The organism is Lachnoclostridium phytofermentans ISDg, from assembly GCF_000018685.1.
Lineage (GTDB): Bacteria > Bacillota > Clostridia > Lachnospirales > Lachnospiraceae > Lachnoclostridium > Lachnoclostridium phytofermentans.
Genome location: NC_010001.1, coordinates 2180241 through 2200660, shown reverse-complemented (window position 1 = coordinate 2200660; position 20420 = coordinate 2180241). Strand labels below are relative to the sequence as shown.

Annotated in this window: 11 protein-coding genes; 8 read left to right on the top strand and 3 right to left on the bottom strand. The window is 37.3% G+C overall.

Going from position 1 to position 20420, the window contains the following annotated elements:
- Positions 1-38: 38 nt before the first annotated feature.
- Positions 39-1280 carry a glutamyl-tRNA reductase gene (gene hemA, locus CPHY_RS09245; RefSeq protein WP_012199808.1) on the bottom strand — a complete coding sequence of 414 codons (1242 nt, stop codon included), beginning with the start codon at positions 1278-1280 and terminating at the stop codon, positions 39-41.
- A gap of 481 nt (positions 1281-1761) precedes the next feature.
- Complete coding sequence (locus CPHY_RS09240; protein ID WP_012199807.1) at positions 1762-2670, bottom strand: LysR family transcriptional regulator; 909 nt, start codon at positions 2668-2670, stop codon at positions 1762-1764.
- A gap of 189 nt (positions 2671-2859) precedes the next feature.
- On the opposite strand from CPHY_RS09240, the gene CPHY_RS09235 reads away from it, so the two are divergent.
- The 4 genes from CPHY_RS09235 to CPHY_RS09220 all read left to right on the top strand — a co-directional run bounded on the left by CPHY_RS09235 (position 2860) and on the right by CPHY_RS09220 (position 7804).
- Positions 2860-4479 (top strand): FAD-dependent oxidoreductase, encoded by a 1620-nt coding sequence (locus CPHY_RS09235; RefSeq protein ID WP_012199806.1) that lies wholly within the window; start codon positions 2860-2862, stop codon positions 4477-4479.
- A gap of 161 nt (positions 4480-4640) precedes the next feature.
- Positions 4641-5594 carry a nitrate/sulfite reductase gene (locus CPHY_RS09230; protein WP_012199805.1) on the top strand — a complete coding sequence of 318 codons (954 nt, stop codon included), beginning with the start codon at positions 4641-4643 and terminating at the stop codon, positions 5592-5594.
- A gap of 98 nt (positions 5595-5692) precedes the next feature.
- Positions 5693-6727 carry a YeiH family protein gene (locus CPHY_RS09225; protein WP_012199804.1) on the top strand — a complete coding sequence of 345 codons (1035 nt, stop codon included), beginning with the start codon at positions 5693-5695 and terminating at the stop codon, positions 6725-6727.
- A gap of 270 nt (positions 6728-6997) precedes the next feature.
- Entirely contained in the window at positions 6998-7804 is an 807-nt protein-coding gene (locus CPHY_RS09220) for a sirohydrochlorin cobaltochelatase (RefSeq protein WP_012199803.1), read from the top strand.
- 107 nt (positions 7805-7911) lie between these two features.
- On the opposite strand, the gene CPHY_RS09215 is transcribed toward CPHY_RS09220, so the two are convergent.
- On the bottom strand, positions 7912-8352 hold the full coding sequence (locus CPHY_RS09215) for a hypothetical protein (RefSeq protein WP_012199802.1): 441 nt from the start codon (positions 8350-8352) through the stop codon (positions 7912-7914).
- A gap of 102 nt (positions 8353-8454) precedes the next feature.
- Between CPHY_RS09215 and CPHY_RS09210 the strand changes: the two genes are divergently transcribed.
- The 4 genes from CPHY_RS09210 (at position 8455) to CPHY_RS09195 (ending at position 20311) form a co-directional block, all read left to right on the top strand.
- Positions 8455-9450 (top strand): SPL family radical SAM protein, encoded by a 996-nt coding sequence (locus CPHY_RS09210; RefSeq protein ID WP_012199801.1) that lies wholly within the window; start codon positions 8455-8457, stop codon positions 9448-9450.
- A gap of 330 nt (positions 9451-9780) precedes the next feature.
- A complete protein-coding gene (locus CPHY_RS09205) occupies positions 9781-10344 on the top strand; it encodes a DUF6512 family protein (RefSeq protein ID WP_242657980.1) in 564 nt (187 codons plus the stop codon).
- Positions 10345-10803: 459 nt separating this feature from the next.
- A complete protein-coding gene (locus CPHY_RS20770; RefSeq protein ID WP_012199799.1) occupies positions 10804-17157 on the top strand; it encodes an S-layer homology domain-containing protein in 6354 nt (2117 codons plus the stop codon).
- A gap of 184 nt (positions 17158-17341) precedes the next feature.
- Positions 17342-20311, top strand: a complete 2970-nt coding sequence (locus CPHY_RS09195; RefSeq protein WP_012199798.1) for a hypothetical protein — start codon at positions 17342-17344, stop codon at positions 20309-20311.
- Positions 20312-20420 lie beyond the last annotated feature (109 nt).

Sequence of the window (20420 nt, the reverse complement as noted above, 5' to 3'; positions counted from 1 at the left end):
CTATCTTATTTACATCCTTAGGTAATTACGAAGTATGATTACTTAACAGAATCCGTACAGTTCATAGCTGATTGTTCCAAAGCTTGTAGCACTTCTTCACATTGGTCAATCTGTAAGACATCACGAAGTCCGAAAATAATCTTAGATACTGCCTTTTTAGCAGCCATTTGAACATTAGATTGCAATAGTTCTTGTTGTTCCCTAGATAAATCAATTGATTTATAGACTTTTGTTAACTTAGCATCCGTAATGTCACTCACAATATTACTAATGTCATCCACCGTTGATACAAGATTGCGGAATTGATACCACTGTTTAAATTCATTTACATACTCAGATAACAGTTCCCTTGTTTCTTCTAACTCTTTTTCTCTATCATTTACTTCCTGACAAAAGTAATCCATATTGTATACAGTTACATCGCTAAGCTCTTCAACACTTGGCTCAATATCTCTTGGAATTGCCAAATCAATAAGACAATAGGTCTTTCCTTTTAGCCTAATATTTTCAAACATACTTTTATTTATAGTAAAATGATGGCTTTTTGTAGCACTAAAAATATAATCCATGACCGCAATATGTTCATATCTCTCATCATATAATACCACTCCACTACCTTCTGGAATGATTGCTTTGCTTTTTTTATATTGGCGAAGGGTCATCCATACTTTACACTTCTTCTCTAATAATTTTTCAGTCATTAGACGGCCCATTTCTCCATTACCAATTACCAAACAAGATTTTCCCAATAAATCTCCCTGTTCTTTTTCAAGTTGTTCTACAATGGTTTGAGGCAGGGAAGTATTGCCCTTTGCGATTTGAATACTTGTTTTTACTTTTTTTGCGGCGGTAATCGCCGTTCGAAATAAACATTCTAAGACGGAGTCTACATATTGATAATCTCTTGCTTGCTGCAGAGCTTGCTTTAATTGAGTCAAAATCTGATCCTCACCAAATATCTGAGAGTGAATACCGCAACCTAATTCCATTAAGTATGTTACTGCCTCATCCCCCTGCCTGCAGACACAAATACTACGCATAGTCTCTTTCGCATTTTCTCCAAGTACTAACTGATGAAAGCACTCTGCTTCCGAGGTACCCAATTCGCTAAACCAAATTTCTGTTCGATTGCAGGTAGATAATATGATACAACCGCTCGCATGATACGTCTCTTTTATTATTTTTGCAATTTCTAATTGTTTGTCCGATGTTAGAGTAAAATGCTCTCTATCTTCGATACTTGCGGTATTATAATCAATCCCCACCATGCTGATATTCATTTTTATATCCTCACTTTTTCATTCCACTTATGAATTACGAAACTCCTAATTATCGGATTCTTTTAAGAAAAAAACTTCATAATTCTTTATAATTTTTATTACAGTTAACATAACACAGCACTTAAATTGTTACAAATAAGAATCTCCTAAGACATTCATAAGATTTACCTATGTTATTTTATTAACAGGATTAGGTATCTTAAGTCACCAAGAAAATTTTTAGGCAGGTCGGGTGTCATAAACCACCAGGTAAATTGTATACAGTCTCATAAACCACCAAGTAAATTTTAGGTAGGTTCGAGTTTCATAAACCTCCAAGTAAATTAATAAAGCCTGTTTCAATATATTTATTACTAAGATGCAAAAAGAATTCTCATTTCCACGTTATGAAATATGAGAATTCTTTTCGCAATGTAGTTTTCATGTTTTTGCAACAGCCCTATTCTACAACTTATATAGAATTATGACACCCGAACCATTCTTACTGCTCTAAGATAAGATTAAAGATATCAGAATTTTTATACTTTTTAACAAGATTAATGAATTCATCCATATGCTTAGAAATAAACTTATTTTTATGATATACAATACTAAAGGAACGATTCCAGGTTGTATCTCTATTTTTAATTACAACAATACTACCACTTTTAACATACTCATCTACAAGTCGAATCGATAATACAGCCAAACATTGATTATCAATCACAGATCGTACCATTGCTGTGGGACAATTTGCAACCATACTAACATTTATGGATACGCCCTGCTCATCTAAATAGTTTTCAAATAACTCCCTAGTTCCGCTACCTTCTTCTCGCATCACAAATTTTTCACCAGCTAAATCCTTTGATGTAAAGCTTTTTTTCTTAGCAAAAGAGTGATTCGCACTACATACTAAAACTAGGTAATCGTCAACAGCAGGGATTGACACTAAATCCGAGCTTTTTACTCTACCCTCTACAAGACCAATATCTAACTCAGAATTCAATAGCTTCTCTTCAATATTATGCGTGTTGTTTACATAGGAATATACATCAACTTCATTGTTTAACTCTTGATATGAATTTAATATATCATTTATGAGACAGCTTCCAACCGTAATTGTAGAACCAACTTTAAGCTTCTCGTACCCTGTTGTTTCAAACATTTTACTTTCTAAAAAATCAAATTGTTCTACTACTTGCTTAGAATAGGAAAGCAACTGTCTTCCCTTTTCTGTTATATGTAGTTTTTTTGATAACCGTTCAAATAATAGTACCCCATAATGTTCTTCTAATTCCTTAATTGCTTGGCTTACGGTTGGCTGAGATACATAAAATTTAGCCGCAGCAATGCTCATCTTCCCGCTTTGTGCTACTTCGTTAAATATTCTTAAATGGCGTATTGTCATGGAATTACCTCTTTACATTCGTTATATTTAGTTCTCTTAAAAACCTAAATTTTATTAAAAATATTAATTTTAATTTTATCTTACCATAGGTTTTACCTATGACTTAGATTAGATTTTATCACTTTCCTTATGTTAAAACAAGTGCTATATTATAAGAATGTTAAATAATAAACAAAGGATGGTGTAACTGTGAAGATTTTAATCATTGGCGGCGTTGCCGCAGGTACTAAAGTTGCAGCAAAGTTAAAACGTGAGAACCGCGATTATGACGTGACCATTTTGACCAAAAGCAAAGATATTTCTTACGCTGGTTGTGGTTTACCTTACTATGTTGGTAACGTTATTGAACAACGTGAGCAATTAATAGTCAACACACCAGCTAGTTTTTCAGCATTAACTGGTGCTACCGTATTGACTGAGACGGAAGTTATCAAAATTAACAGAGATCAAAAAACTGTGGAAGCAAAGAGTCTAACAACAAACGAATTATCTACATATTCTTATGACAAGTTAGTAATTGCTTCGGGTGCTAGCCCAATCAAACCAGCGATTGAAGGCGTTAATTTAGATGGTGTATATTACATGAGAACTCCTGAAGATGCCATTGGTCTTCGCGAAGCGGTGGAAGCAGGAAAGATGAAACGCGCAGTGGTTGTAGGTGGTGGTTTTATTGGCCTTGAAGTTGCTGAAAACTTAAGCATCCAAGGTGTACGCGTATCTGTACTCGATATGGCAGACCATATCTTACCTGGTTTTGACCCTGAATTTGCAGATTATGTTGAAAATCATTTGGCCGATCATGTTATTATGGCAATGACGAATACCAGATTAGAAGCTATTCTTGGTGATGGGAAAGTAGAGAAAGTTCAAACCGAAAAACGTGCGATCAAATGTGATGCAGTAATTCTTGCAATGGGTATTCGTGCTAACACATCCTTTGCCGTAGACACCGGTTTAGAATTAATGAAAAATCAGACGATTAAGGTAAATGAATATCTTATGACAAACGATCCTGATATCTATGCAGTTGGAGACTGTGCTTGCGTATCCAATGCATTAACGAAAGAAAGCGCCTGGTCCCCTATGGGTTCTTCCGCTAATATTGAGGGACGTATTGTCGCTAGAAATATAGCCGGAGGTAGCATCTCCTATCGCGGTGTACTTGGAACCGGTGTTTGTAAATTACCTGAATTAAATGTAGGAAGAACTGGTTTAACAGAAAAAGCGGCTATGGAATCTGGCTATGACGCTGTCAGTGTTGTCACTGTTGTAGATGATAAAGCACACTACTATCCACAGGCATCTTACTTTATAGTAAAAATGGTTGCTGATAGAGCAACAAAGAAATTATTAGGCCTTCAAGTACTTGGTAAAGGTAATGTCGATAAAATGATTGATATCGCAGTTACTGCTCTTACAATGAAGGCAACTTTAGAAGATATTGTGGACATGGATTTAGCATACGCACCTCCATTCTCTACAGCTATTCATCCATTATCTCATACGGTAAATATTCTTTTAAATAAAATTAGTGGTGCATTCAATAGTATGACTCCAGCAGACTATATGGCGGACAAGGCGGAAGGCTACCAATTAATAGATGCCTCTCTTAACCCATCCATTACAGGTGCTCCTCATCTGGATTTAACGAAGGTAACAGGTAAAGTCGCAGACTATGCATTGGATGATAAACTCTTACTAGTCTGCTCCAAAGGTAAAAGAGCTTATTTATTACAAAATCGTCTGAAACATTTCGGATATACAAATACTCTGGTTCTTGAGGGTGGATCTATATTTAATTCAATTTAAGTTTAGATAAGTGCCTACTAAGCAGGCATGATTTTAAGTGTGAAAAGATTTTTAATCTTTCACTCGCAAAGTTTGTGCTACGCCAAACTTGAGCCATTAGCTGCTCCTAAAAGATTGTCGCAGCATAGAGGCTAAAATTAATAATTTTACGGAGGGAAAACATGACACAATTAAAAGTAACTGCAGAAGATGAAAAAAGAGTAAAGGCCCTTGGGTTTCTTAGAAACAAAGGAACTGATAACTTTTCAGCAAGAATTATTACTGTTAATGGTAAAATTACTACAGCCCAAAACAAATGCTTATCTGAAGCAACTGAACTTTATGGAAACGGTATCGTTACTTTAACAACAAGATTAACAATTGAATGCCAAGGTGTTCATTACGATAACATTGAGAAGTTCCGTGAATATATTGCAAAAGAAGGACTTGTTACCGGTGGTACCGGTTCTAAAGTACGTCCGGTTGTATCCTGTAAAGGAACTACTTGCCAATATGGTCTTATTGATACATTTGCACTTTCAGAAGAAATTCACGAGCGTTTCTACAATGGTTATGCTAGTGTAAAATTACCTCACAAATTTAAAATTGCTGTAGGTGGCTGCCCTAATAACTGTGTAAAGCCAGATTTAAACGACTTAGGCATTATCGGTCAATTAATTCCTAACTATGATGAAGATAGCTGTAATAGCTGTAAAAAATGTTCCGTTGTAGAATCTTGCCCTATGTCTGCTGCAACTTTAGAAGATGATGTTCTTTCTCTTGATAAAGATGCATGTAACAACTGTGGCCGCTGTGTCGGCAAATGCCACTTTGATTGTATCGAAGATGGTGTAAACGGATATAAGATTTACATTGGTGGCAGATGGGGTAAAAAAGTAGCACACGGAGTTTCTCTTGATCGTGTATTCACCAGCAAAGAGGAAGCTTTAAATATGATTGAAAAAACAATTCTTCTTTATAGAGAACAAGGTAAGACCGGAGAGCGTTTATCTGATACGATTGCTCGAATCGGCTTTGAAAATATTCAAGCTCAGTTATACACTAACGATTTATTAGACCGTAAACAAGAAATATTAGACGCTAAACTTCACTTAGTAGGTGGAGCAACTTGCTAATATAGGCTTTTAATAACCGATAGAGTTTCACTCTACTCGGTTATTATTTCGGGTTGTATTGTTAAATAATTCACAGTATAGAAGGGAAAATACACATTATGAACAAAAAATCATACTTAGCAGTTGGAACTTGCATTGTTATTGCAATCATAGCAACTTACCTTGGTAAACTTCAAAATATTATAGGTGCTCCAATGATTGGTCTATTTATCGGTATGCTTCTTGTTAATATTTTACCAAACATAGACAAGGACTTTAAAAAAGGTACAACCTTTGCGGGTAAAAAGTGCCTTAACTTAGGTATCATCCTTGCAGGTGGAACACTTAACTTCACTCAAATCTTAGGATTTGGTGCGAAAGCTCTTCCATTAATCATTATTAATATTTGCTTATCCTTTACCGTAGCATATTTAGTAGGTAAACAATTAAAACAATCTTGGAATACTTGTACTTTAGTTGGTGGAGGAACTTGTATCTGTGGCGGAACTGCTATTGCCACTCTCGCCTCTATTATTAAAGCAAAGGAAACTGAGATTGCTTACGCGATGACAGCGATCTTTCTTTTTGATATTTTGGCGGCCCTATTATACCCATACTTAGCAGGTGCACTTAATTTAACTCCGAATCAATTTGGCTTCCTTGCAGGCACTGCAATCAATGATACCTCAAGTGTTGCAGCATCGGAAGCTACATATAATGCAATAAACGGTTTAGACTTAAACCTTGCAATTACAGTTAAACTTACTCGTACTACTATGCTCATTGCATTAGCAGTTATCTTCACTGTAATCACAATTCGTCAGCAATCTAAGAATAATGCTGCAAATGCAGAACAAACAAGTATTTCAAAAACTGTACTAAAAGTATTCCCTTGGTTTATCCTTGGCTTTTTAATCATGGCAGTTTTAAACACAGTCGGTTTATTCGACTTAGTTAAAGGACTAGACAAGTACTTAAAAACCGGTTATAAATTATTTATTACCATAGCATTAGCAGGGGTGGGATTTAAGATTAAATTTAAAGAATTATTAACAAAAGGAATTAGGCCAATTATTCTTGGTGGATGTACTTGGTTAGCTGTTGCTACTTCCTCTATGATATTTATTCATTTATTTAAAGGATTTATTGGCTAACATAATTAATACTAAGAAAGACATTTTAATGTTCTTTGTCTGATACCCTATTATCATATAAAATTATAATATCATGCAGCTTGCATTAAAATGTCTTTTTTTAGCTTAGAAATATGTCTTTATTCAGCTTAGAAATATTACTTTTTTAGACTAGAAACAATTTTTTTTAACTTGTAAATAATTCTTTTTTAACTTAATAATCAAAATTATTTAAGTTGTAGCTTATAGTCAACTTTCAATTTATTTTAGTAGTAAAGGAGCCTAATCACTATGAATAACCTAAATCAACAAAAGAAAGCAATTTTAATTGTAAGTTATGGCGCAAGTTCTTTAAGAACTGATAATAACTTTGTCATGAGACTGCAAAAACAATTAGAATCAGCCTTTCAGGATTACGCTGTATATCCGGCAATCATTAGCCATGCTCAGGATAAGGATTCTACGGTTTTTCCTTTTCTCTTTCACGTATTAGAGCAGCTACATTATAATAAAATAACTACACTTTATATCCTACCAACATTTCTCCTACCTGGTCATAGCTTTCTTAAAATGCAACAAACTCTAGCTGATTATCAACATTTATTTCATGAGATTAACATTTGTACACCATTACTGGCTACGAAGGAATGCTATGAATCCATTACCTCGTCACTTGCAACCCTATATCCAATTCACCATAATGATGAGGTTATTGTATTCTTAGGGCATGGTAGTTCCCACTCATCAAGTACTTATTACAATGAACTTGAGACATATTTTCATAAAAATCATCACATAAATTATTTTGTTTTAACTCTTGACTTTCTTTCAGATATAGAAGACTTTATTGCCACATTACATAAAAGAGATATAAAATATATACGTTTAGTTCCATTATTAATGCTTGCAGGTTATCATGTCTTTCACGACATGGCCGGCAAGCATCAAGAATCTTTATATTCTGTTTTAACTATAGCTGGTTTCAAAGTAGACTGTGTTCTATCAGGTCTTGGAAATGAGCCTTTAATTCAACAACTATTTATAGAACAGCTGCAAATCATAATAGAACAATGTACTTTTGCAATAGTGGGCAAATAATATACAAGTAAATTGCCGCAATTTTTAATATTTCCCTTTAATATAACGTTATACTTATCGCAGATTCCATATACTTTCTTAATTAAATCACTCTTCATAAAATCATTTCATTGAAGATACTTTTTGCATTCTTCCACATTATTTTGTTCAAGTTGCAATAGTTTATTTGCCAGGGCAAGTATTTCTTCGTCTGCATCAGCGTATTCTTTTAACTTCTTTGTTATATCTATAATGCCCATAGTACTCCCTTGAATTAACATCTCAGAAATATGAGAAGGAGATTTATTCGTCAGTGTTTTAAAATTAACCATAACATAAGTGGAAACCTTTGAGAAAGCATTGATATCCTTGGCTTCTTTATTAAGTTCCTTCAATTTTTTATCTGTACTATCATAAATCATATTATACTCTTGCAACTGAGACCGGAGCATTTTTTTATACTCTTCATCTTGCGAAATTCCAATTAATTGATTTATTGTATCTTTGCCCATTTCTGCATTTTGATGAATATAATTTAAAAATTCAACATTTCCATTTATAATAAACACCTCCGATATTAGTTTGCTCTAAAATACATTTTTTATTATAATTTAAGTCAAGCATATTTATAGATAAAAATGACACACTAACTAAAAATAGGAGGTGAATTATTGATTCCAAATATTATTTACTACGAAGAAGAATCATTAAATTATACGCTTGGCAAAAGTCTTTATGAAAAATACAAATCAGCTGAATGGGTAAAAATTGAAAATCACAACAATATTCCCGAGCTAAGAAGTAATCCGAACTGTGAGTTTGCCAGAATGAAGCAGAATCTTGTGATTGGAATTAGAAAAACTCACAAATATGTACCAAATTCAAAAACCTCTGATTTTTTAGTACCATATACATCTTCAGGATGTAGTGCTATGTGTCTTTACTGCTATTTAGTGTGTAATTACAATAAATGTTCATATCTGCGACTTTTCGTAAATAGAGAACAAATGCTAGGCAAACTAATTAAATCTTCAAATCACAGTAGCACAGAACTGACGTTTGAAATAGGCAGTAATAGTGACTTGGTTCTTGAAAATACTATTACCGGTAACCTTGAATGGACAATAGAGAATTTTGGGAAAAATGAACGAGGATATATAACTCTTCCTACTAAATTTGATATGGTAGATTCATTATTAAATCTCGAACACAAAGGCAGGACAATCATCAGAATGAGCGTCAATCCACAGGAAATTATTAAGAAAGTTGAATTCGGTACGTCTTCTCTGATAAACAGAGTAAAAGCATTAAATAGCTTAAAAGAAGCCGGGTACAAAATTGGTATATTAGTAGCTCCTGTGATTTTATTGGAAAATTGGGAAGCTTTATATAAAGAATTATTTAATATCCTGGCTGATACTCTGTCTCAAAAGGTTAAGAATGAGGTGTTTTTTGAAGTGATTTTTATGACATACAGTTATGTTCATAGAATGATTAATGCTGAAGCTTTCCCAAATGCTATTGACTTATACAATAAAGATATAATGACAGGCAGAGGGCGTGGAAAATATTGCTACAATTCTATTACAAGAGATAAAGGAGAAGAACTATTAAGATTTGAAATTACAAAACATTTCCCAAAGAACAAAATCATGTACGTTGTCTAAATTAGTCATTGGTATTTTACACAGACAGCTATAAAAATATCTTCTAACATTCATACAACTCAGTCGGTTAAAGATTAATAGCTTAGCTTGCAGCCACATTCACCGCAGAACGTTTTATTAGAAAACACAAAGCGTTGTGTAGTGCTTGCCAATCAAAAAATCACCTGCATATCGCCCAAAGAAACGGTTTTACACCGATACCCATGCCGCAATGCTTCTCCATCATGATAGATTCATATTATTCCGCCTTTCTATTCTTATATTTTAAAATCATAGTGTCAAGCCATTTTAACATATACTTTAGTAAACTTATAAAGGATGTGGTTGGACGTGTCCAAATCTTCAGTCACAACTTCAAAAAATTCCCCTCAGAACTGGATTCTTTTAGGCATTCCTATACTCTTCATCATTGGTTTCTTCATGCACTATATTTATGAATGGTCAGGCAACTCGTTAATTGTAGGAATTTTTGCACCAATCAATGAAAGCGTGTGGGAGCATTTAAAATTAACTTTCTGGCCTATGCTCATCTGGTGGATTGCAGGGTATATTATCCTTGGCAAAAAAAATAACATCTCTGCTAGTCAATGGTTTACTTCGTGTACAGTAGCGGAATTGATATGTCCATTGGTAGTTCTGTGCTTTTATTACACCTACACAGGGGCATTGGGAATTGAATCACTTATACTTGATATTTTTTCACTGTTTCTTGGTATTGCTGTAGCTCAAGGCTTGGCACTTCATGTGTACAAATATGCGAGATTCAGTCAATATTGCTTATATATTTCTGTTGCAATACTAATTCTGTTGGCTGTCACATTCACTGTCTTCACCTTTGCTCCACCTCTTTTTCCCTTGTTCAAAGATTCGGTGACTGGGAAATATGGAATCTAACAGGATCAGTTTAATATTGAAATCCATAAATCGTAGCAAGGCACTTTACGAAGTTAAACGTAGAGTGCCTTGTTTTTTCGTAGTATAAGCGAAAGAAGCGATGAACGAAGTCCACCTTAAAAATTAAAATTATTGCATTATCTCGCGTTATAAAAAATTAAATGACTTTCTTACTTTTCTTATATTAATTAAAAATTAGAGGCTGTTTCGCAATTACCTATTTATATTGTATTGAAAATTCATATGTCCTCCATAAACCTGATTACATACAATTTTAAGCAAGTAAGATATAGGCATTACAAAGTAAGATAAAGACATTTTTAATAAAAGTAATTTATGGTAGCATTTAAATTGGCAATATAATGCATCAAGGGGGTGAGAAGGAATTTTTGTATGGAAGTATAGCAAACACGATATCCTAATGATCAGGATATAATCAAAAACTAATAGGAGGGAATTATGTTACGAAACAGAAAAAAAGAAAAGTCTATCATTTCAATTCTCATTATTATTGGCATGATATTCTCTATGGTCCCAGCTCCAGTACATGCTAAAGATTTCACGGATACGAAAAAACATCCTGCAAAGTCAGTGATTAGTAAATGGAGTGATTATGGTGTTATTCCTGACCAGAAAAGTAAATTCTACCCAGATACCGAAATTACATTAGAAGATGCAGCATTGTTCTTGGCGCGACTTATGGGATATCAGTCCAAAGTAGCATCCTCTTCCATCAAGGATATCAGCAAAAGCAGTCAAAAGACCGCAGTTCTGAAAGCCGTGTATGCCGGGATCATAACACCAAAGGATGGATATATTAATCCCAAAGGCAAGCTTAGCCGCCAAGATCTTGCAATCCTCCTTGGAAAGGCCTTTGCACTCCCAGCGTCTACTGAGAAGCTAACCTTTAAGGACACTTCAACAATTTCGAAAGAAGCCTTACCTTATGTAAAATCAGCCATCAAAAACGGTATCATGAAGCCGTATGCTGACAATACGTTTCATCCTAAAAAAGCAGTAACTCGTGCTGAATTTATCACTATGATAGATTCAATTGTAATAAAATATTTTAACGAGGACGGAACTTATTCTAAATCAGTAACCGGAACTGCTGTCATTAATACTGGTAACATCACACTTAAGAAGATGCAGATTAATGGTAACCTGATCATCGCGGAAGGCGTTGGTTCCGGTGATGTAACTCTTGATAATGTAGAAATAAGCGGACAATTAATTGTTCGTGGAGGTGGAAAAAATTCAATACATATCATTGGAAGCACGAAAGTTGCAAATATCATCGTAGATAAAAAAGAAAAAGCTCCAGTTTCTTTAAAATTCTCTTCTTCGTATGAAAGTAGTTCCGTAACTGTAATAAATGGAGAACTCTACCTCTACGGTAATATGAAAAGTCTGGATGTGAAAACGAGCAAAGCTATTCATCTATTCAATACCTGTATGACCAACCTAATAGTCACTGAAAATGGGAGCCCTATTACAATAGATGCCTCATCTTCAATCAAAGCTCTCCAAGTGAAAGCCAATGACCGGAAAATTAATATTAGCGGCGAAGTAGATCGTATCGTCGTATCCGGTAACACATCTGATAAAAGTAATCCAGTTATCACCATTAAGAACGGTGCCAGAATCAACCAGATTACTCTCAATAAAAAAGCTACAATTAATAATGAAGGTTCTATTAATAATCTACTCGTAAACGTTAACAATGTAACCGTCAAGGGTTCCAAACCGAATAATGTAACCATAAATAAGAAAGTTACAATTCCACCTGTTTTTTCGGATACTCAGACAGACTCAACTGATAAAGATCACTCCTCTGATTCTGGATCTTCTTCCGGTAATGAGAACCCTTCCGATAACGGAAACTCTTCCGGGAATGGGAACCCTCCCGATAACGGTAATCAAGATAACGATGCTCCCCTTACTGTTCCTCAGAATGTAGTAGTTCGAAGCGAATCCAAAGGTAATCTGATTACATGGAATTCTGTACAAGGTGCAACCGGATACAATATCTATAAGGTTAACAGTCGTTTTTCTGATATAAGCTCCGGAACTTGTATAAACGGGGCAACTCCTGTTACTAAACTAAGTTATACCGATAATGGTAAGTCTAGTGATTACTATATTGTTATTGCAATTAATAAAAAATATGAAAGCAACCCATCGGATCCAATGAGCGCTGAAAAATATTTGTTTGGTCCTAATGTATATATTTACAGCCCTGATGATGACAGCGCTAAAATCCAAGCAGAAATGGATCGTATTTTCGCTCTTCAAGAAGGACCAGCTGCTCAATTCGGCGAGGGCCGTTACGCAATTCTATTTAAACCAGGAACCTATCAAGACATCATTCCTCATATCGGATTTTATACTCAGGTTTCCGGTTTGGGAAAAACTCCTCTCGATACCAATTTGTCCTCTCTTTTAGTTGATGCAAAATGGTTAAAGGATAGCAATGGTAACAATAATGCAACCTGTAATTTCTGGCGTTCCGTAGAAAACATCAATTTTGCAGGCAATTCCCAGTGGGCTGTTGCTCAGGCAGCACCGATGCGCCGTATCAACATTGAAGGCAATCTGCGATTGGACGATGGAGGATGGGCAAGCGGCGGATACATTGCTGACAGCAAAATATCCGGAACCATCTCTGCCGGTGGACAACAGCAGTGGATCTCCAGAAACACTTATATGGGTAATTGGAGCGGTGGTCAATGGAATATGGTGTTTGTAGGTGATACAGGAACCATTCCTAGCGGCCAGATAGGAAGTACCGCAGGTAATGTTACTGTTGTAGCGGAGGCTCCTATTGTAAGTGAAAAACCGTTCCTATATCTGGACAGTGACGAATATAAGATTTTTGTTCCTTCTATCAGAAAAGATGCTAGCGGTACCTCCTGGTCCGATGGAAATATAGGTTCCGGAACATCCATTTCTGTAAGTGACTGCTTCATCGCTAAGCCTTCTGATACTGCAGACATGATAAATGCCGGACTAACAGGTAAGAAGGGGCTTATTTTTACACCCGGTATTTATTATCTTAATAAATCCATAAATATTACTCAAGAAAACTTTGTTGTACTTGGTCTGGGACTAGCGACTCTGGTTCCTACCAACGCCAATATCGCCATTGATGTCTCCGATGTTCCGGGGGTTAAAATATCAGGGATTATCTTTGATGCAGGATCCGGATGCTCTGACAGTATGCTAAGAATTGGTGCTTCAAAGAATACGAATGATAATTCCGCTAATCCGATTGTATTAAGTGATTTATTCTTCCGTGTTGGCGGAGATCTCATCGGAAAAGTAAACAAATGTATTGAAATCAATAGTAATAACGTAATCGGTGACCATTTCTGGATATGGCGAGCTGACCATGGTAAGGAAGTAGCATGGGATAAGAATGTAGCTAAGAACGGACTTGTCGTAAATGGTGATAATGTTACTGTCTACGGGTTGTTCTGTGAACATTTTCAGGAATATGAAACCTTATGGAACGGTGACTATGGTAAAATGTTCTTCTATCAGAACGAGCTCCCTTATGATGTCCCTTATCAATCTGATTGGATGAGTAAGGATGGTACAGTAAATGGATATGCAGCATACAAGGTCGCTGATCAGGTAGAGCATCATGAAGCCTGGGGACTTGGCGTATACGATGTATTTATTCATACACTCGGATATGTAGACCTTCATAGTGCTATCGAAGTACCGGATAAGGATGGAGTTAAAATACACAATGCATGTATTGTATCCTTAGGTACGAATGATATCGAAAAATCTGCTGGTGGCGGCATTTCCCATGTGGTAAATGAAGCAGGCGGCGGAGTAGGACATCAGGGTGCAACCACAGGAGGCGGACAATATGCAGAAGGTTTCCGCCAGAATGTTGCAGAATACTGTAATCCTCTGCCGACCCCGATTATTTCTGTTCCAACCGGTAGATACGATACCATGCAGACCGTATCAATTGTCTGCTCCGGTGCTGATATAATAAAATATACTCTTGATGGAAGCATGCCTTCCGCAACGAATGGTACCCTGTATACAGGTCCATTCCTCATTGGTGATTCAACGAAGTCCTTGAAATTAACTGCTGTTGGTTTTAAACAAGACAAGATTTCACTGTCCGCTTCCGTTATCATTGCAGTAAGCGATGATATAGCACTATTTAAGCCAACCAGAGCTTCTTCCGTTAATGGAAGCAATTATGCTTACAACGTTAATGACGGTCTTACGATGGCATCAAACCACAGATGGGAATCCAAACAAAATACCTCTACAAGATATGATGATCAGTGGATTGAAATAGATCTTGAGGAAATCTACTCCATATCGAAGGTGGAACTAAGCTGGTACAGTGCTTCCTCCTGCGGATTTGACTATAAAATTCAGATATCCGATGACAGAATAAACTGGACAGATATTCAAACAATAACCGGTAATACAGCAACTAATAATAACTTTACTTATGGCACTGCTCAACCATCCGGACGTTATATCAGGGTGTATGGGACGCAAAAAAATGGTATGTACGGATACTCCATGGGAGCCTTTAAAGTATACGGAAAACCATATGTTGAAGGTAAAATTGATCCGTTCACAATTGAGATTGCTGCACCTAGGATCGGCCAGTCTCCCGCTACCCTCTCTCCGGTAGAAAACTCTCAGATGACCTTTGGTGAGATATCCTGGAGTGGCGTAGCAGGTGCTACCTTTGCAACAGGTGATTCACCGGTTGCCACAGTAATTGCTACTGCAAAAGCCGGAAATACCTTTGATGCAGTCAATTGGATGGATTCTCTTAATACCATTTTAATTACCGTAGCAGAAGCAAAAGAAATTTCTTTTGTACGTAACCCGGATGGCACTATGTTAACCATAACGGTATCCTATCTGATGTTGACAGAAGATACACCTCAATCCGTATCCTCTGTAGTACATTCCTCTTATGCAACTAATACGGAGTTGACCATTCAATTAACTGGTACCAAAGAAATTATTACCGGAGATGCTATTAATATATATACGACCGCTACCGGCGGAACGCCGATTGCTTCCTTCACTCTGATACCGGGGAATGGAAATATCCAGATAGTAAACTTACCTGTTGAGCCTTCCGGTAATATCTATGCTACTTATTATCATAACGGAAGTGAACAGTCTCCCCGTGTATTAGCAAGTGGCTATCACCCACTCGTAAAAGGTGGAATTGGAAGCGGAACATCACAAACCGTAGGGGCCATTATTAAATTATCTGATACCCCTAATGGCGGTATCTCCGGTTTAACCTATCAATGGCAAAAGAGCCTGGATGGATTCTCAAACTGGGAAGACATTCCGGGAGCAACAGCAGATTCTGGTTTTACTGCAACAAATGATCTTGCAGGTTATTTTACAAGAAGGGTCACCTTTGCAGATGGAATAACTGCGAAAGGCATGGCAGCTTCGGTTCCTGGAGGTCAAATACAGGCAATGAAAATTGCTCAAGCTGATTTAACAGGTTACGGTCTTGCGGCACCGACAGCCGGTAACACAGCACCAACTGCCTGCTCCGGATCATCAATTAAGTTTTCAGTAGACTCTATTGAGTGGCGCGGGTTAGACAGTGAAGGTAAGTACCAGGATAATTCCATAGCTGTGGCACGAATTACACTTTCCGCAGCTGCCGGATATACCTTCTCCAACCTAACTGCCAGCAACATTGCTGCTACCTTTACTGCCGGCTCACCAAAAATATATATTATTGATCTCCCTAGTCAGTTTGGCGGCAACCTTGTATTTGAAGCAGTATATAAGCTTGGAACTCCTGCATCCTATAGCGTTACCGTTCCGAATAGTATAACTACAAACGGTGTCGTGGCGACAGTTACCTTAGCGCAAGGTCTTAACGCAGGAATATATTATGTGGGAGAACCGGTAATTGCAACCGTAGCATTAAACGGACCGGCAACTCTTTCCGGTAAGCATACCGTTGAAATAACCGGCACTTTCTTCTCTGTTACACCCCTTGGTACCTATTCTACGACAACGAACGGACCGGTATCTTCTACATCCTTTGATACCTCTAATTTCTTGCCAGCAGGTACCAATCCAAATGGAAACATTAAGTTCCTTTATGAATTTGATATGCCTTCCACTGGTATAGCAGCAGGTGACCTAACTCTGACACATACATTTTCACCTGCAACGAATATTGCATTAAAAGCACCTGCAAAGGCTTCCAGCATCAGTGCTACTAATACAGCCAATACAGCTGATAAAGCCGTAGATGGAGTAAAAGCTTCAACGCTTGGAAACCGCTGGGAGTCTGTTAATACTTCCGATGCCTCCGCACCGCAATGGATTGTTATTGATTTGGGAGACGAATATAATATATCCGACCTTGCAATTTATTGGAACAGCATGGCTTCCAGAGGTCGTTTTTATACAATTGATGTATGTAATGACCTTGATTGGAACCTTGAGGGAGAAGATCTCATGAATTCCGGCAGCTGGATGAATGCATGGACAGTTTCTCCTAACGGTTGGAATGGTAGCAGCAGTATCACCTCTGCTTCCCTTCTTAATATTCTTTCCTCTAATTCTGTGGGTGGAGAATATAACTGTGTAGCAACCGCAAGTGCGACTCCTACTTATGGTCCTTCCAACACACAGGGTGTATTAGGTTCTATCAGAGGTCCAAAATTCGGTACAGGACGTTATATTCGTATGTACGGTTGTGTCCGTGGAGATTATACAACCACTTCCGGATTCTCTATCTGGGAAGTTGAAGTATATGGAACCAAAGTAAATTAATTAAGCATTTTATATCTTCCTTTTAGAAATACCCTTTTCCGGACTGCTGCATAACAGGAAATCTGATATATACACTATGTCACCTGAATCATTGCAGCAGTCCATCATTTTAGTCAAAGCGTATATTTTACAATTCATAATTCCCGCGTGTTCAAAATTAACAGCACGCAGACAGGAGATTACGATGTTAAAAAAACATAAGTACAGAATTCTATCCTTACTGCTTTCTTTCCTCTTGCTGACAGAGCTTTATCCTGTAGGAACGCAGGCTGCATTAACGAATACCATTACCGTTAGCGCAGATGGGACCTATAAAAACCTTGACTTAAGATATCTTGGTGATAATAGTAGCAATACCGTATTGCAAGGAAATATTGCAAAATACTATAGCGATATTATGTTTAATATGTACCGGCAGTTTAACGGTATTAGTTATTCTCCCAGCCTTTCGGCTGTGGTCATAAACAATAAAGCAGACTATGATAATGCAGTTACTGCTGTCAAGGCAGACGTATCCTCCAATCCCTATATCACTACCCTACAGATTGAAAAAGATATTGTGGATTATCTTGGCGCACAGCCTGATTTCATCAGAACCTTCGCTTCTATCCGTAGGTCAGCTGAGCTTGGGATTACTACCTTAAGGGTAACCGGTCCCTGGGGAAGTACTCCGAATACCTATGGGGAAGCCTTATTTAATGTATGGCGCAATGCCTTTGCCCAGGGATACCTCTATGGACTTGCAGGTGTAACCAACTTTAACGCAGGAAATGAGCCGGACTTAATCGGTGTCACTAATTATGAAGGTTACGCCGTCTTAGTTACAGCCCAAATTGATGGACTGAAAACCGGAGCAATGGCAGCACTGGGAAACCCCGTAAAAAACTGGGGACCGACCTTTGCCTCACATAATACTACTACTGCTCCTTATCTGAATACCTTATTAAATAATATAAACCATGACTTATTTGATATATATGATTTTCACCAGTACGGAAGCACCAGGTCAGCTGCAAGAGATACACTTCAAATGTTTAAAGCAATCGATGATAAGCCTGTTAGCATGACCGAGTATAATTGGATACTGGCGCCAAAAGTAGAGCCCGATATGGGAGATGCAACGAATTTTGCAAAAATGACCGTCAGTCTGTTACGGTCGGGCGTATATGCTCCGCTCCGCTTTATGTTTACCAAATCAAATAAGGACACAGCTGACGGGCAGCCCAGCAGTGGTATTGTATCCATAGACGATGTCACCGTTAACGCCACCAGAGGTACAAAGATGTACTATTCTTCCCGCATCATAAACCGCTTGGTAGATACCGTTGGACTTAAAGACGGAAAACAGTTTCAAGAAGCAGATTATTCCGTTTCTTCTCAAAAAGCGTTAAATAGCGATACCGAAATCATGATAGTAAGGACTTCGGATGCTTATCAGCTCCTTATTGTTGACAGAGAATCTACCAATAAAACAGACTCCCAGACCTTCACTGTTGATTTATCCAAGCTGGGAGTGAAAGATGAAACTGTAATTATCAGGGAGGTATCTGACACAAGCAACGATGAAGTTACCGGTAGTATTCAGGCAATCAACGGAACTTTTACTGCTACCATCTATTCACAGCGCATATATCTATTCTCCATTCCTACCATAAGCGCTGCTAATCTAAAGGTCCCAGAGGTATACAATGCATTCGGCCATAAGGATGGAATAGACCTTTGGTGGAAAAATCAAGCTATCGTATCCGGTTACAAGGTGGAACGATATAATCAGAGCTTAGGTTACTGGGAAGCTCTAGATACCAATGTAAGTAATTCCTATTATACTGATAAGACTGCTCTTCCGGGTGATAAGTACCAATATCGTATAACCCCTGCTCTTCTTTCCCGTAACGGGCTTCTCTACGGAAGGTCTACACAGGCTATCGGTCCGTTGACTAAAGAAACTGATTTATTTTCTCTGCCATACTGTCTGGACTTCGAAGATAGCAGTACGGGGGCGATAAGCACTCAGCTTGATGGTTTTTCTCTAATTCAATCTATTGATGATATGGGACTGATTTCCCCTGCCGATACATCTTCTCACTCTGTATTTACGGGAAGTACACAGTGGACTGACTATTCCATGGCTGTCAGATTCCATCTGGAGAATAAGCCGGCAGTAATACCTACCGATCCAAGTAAGCCGATTGACCATACTGGTCTTGCCACCGGCACAAAAGCAGGTGTCTATTTAAGATATCAGGATCCGAATAACTATTACAAATTAGAATATGATAAAGCCGGTACAGTAGAAAAGGGAAAGGGTACGGTAACCTTATACAAAAAAAGTAACGGTATCGAGACCATACTAAAAACAATAACCTCTCCCATTGATATCGATGACAGTTATGCTGTTAGAAATATTGACGGGGTTAAAACCATTCGTTTAAATGTTCAAAGTCAGTTTCTTCTTGCAGAAATCGAGAAAAACCGCATAACCGTCAGCCTTGGAACCACAGTAACCCCAAATTCTTATACCTTTAGCGTATATGACCCCGATCCAATCACTCATGGAAAGGTTGGGCTTACAGCTTCTAACGGAGTTGTCTTCTTTGATGGAATCCGTGTAGATCCTCTGCTCACCGATGATTTTAAAACAGGTGATTTAACGAACTGGACTCCGGTCTCTGGCAGCTTTGGTATAGAACAAATTAACTCAGATTCCTATTATATATCTGAGAAATCCTTATCTCAAGAGAGTCTTTCCATTGCTGGGAAGACGTACTGGAAGGATTACTGGTTTAATATGAATATTTACTTTAAGGAATTTTCATCTCTTGATGCGGCTGCTTTCGTCTATTTTAACTATATTGATGAGGATGATTTTTACCGTGTGGAGTTATCTAAAGATGGTACTGTTTCTATAGTAAGAAGGTTATATGGTAGGGATACATTGATTTCTACGGGACATACTAATACTTTTGAACAAGGGAAGAAATATTTATTAGGAATTCACAATATTCAGGGAAAATATGAAATAGAATTAAACGGCAGAACCATCCTTAACTACAGCTCCTTTAATAACAGTCTTTCCAAAGGGAAAATAGGTGTTGGAAGCAGGAATGCTGAAATAGGGTTTGGCAGGATTCATTTGAGTAATATGTTTCAATGACTTTTTGGTAGTGCAGGTAGTGTAAAAATTTTGTTGTGAGCCTAGCTGTAGGCATAAAAGAATTGGCTGAAATGTCAGCTCCAAAGGGTGGACTATGCAAACTTAGCAT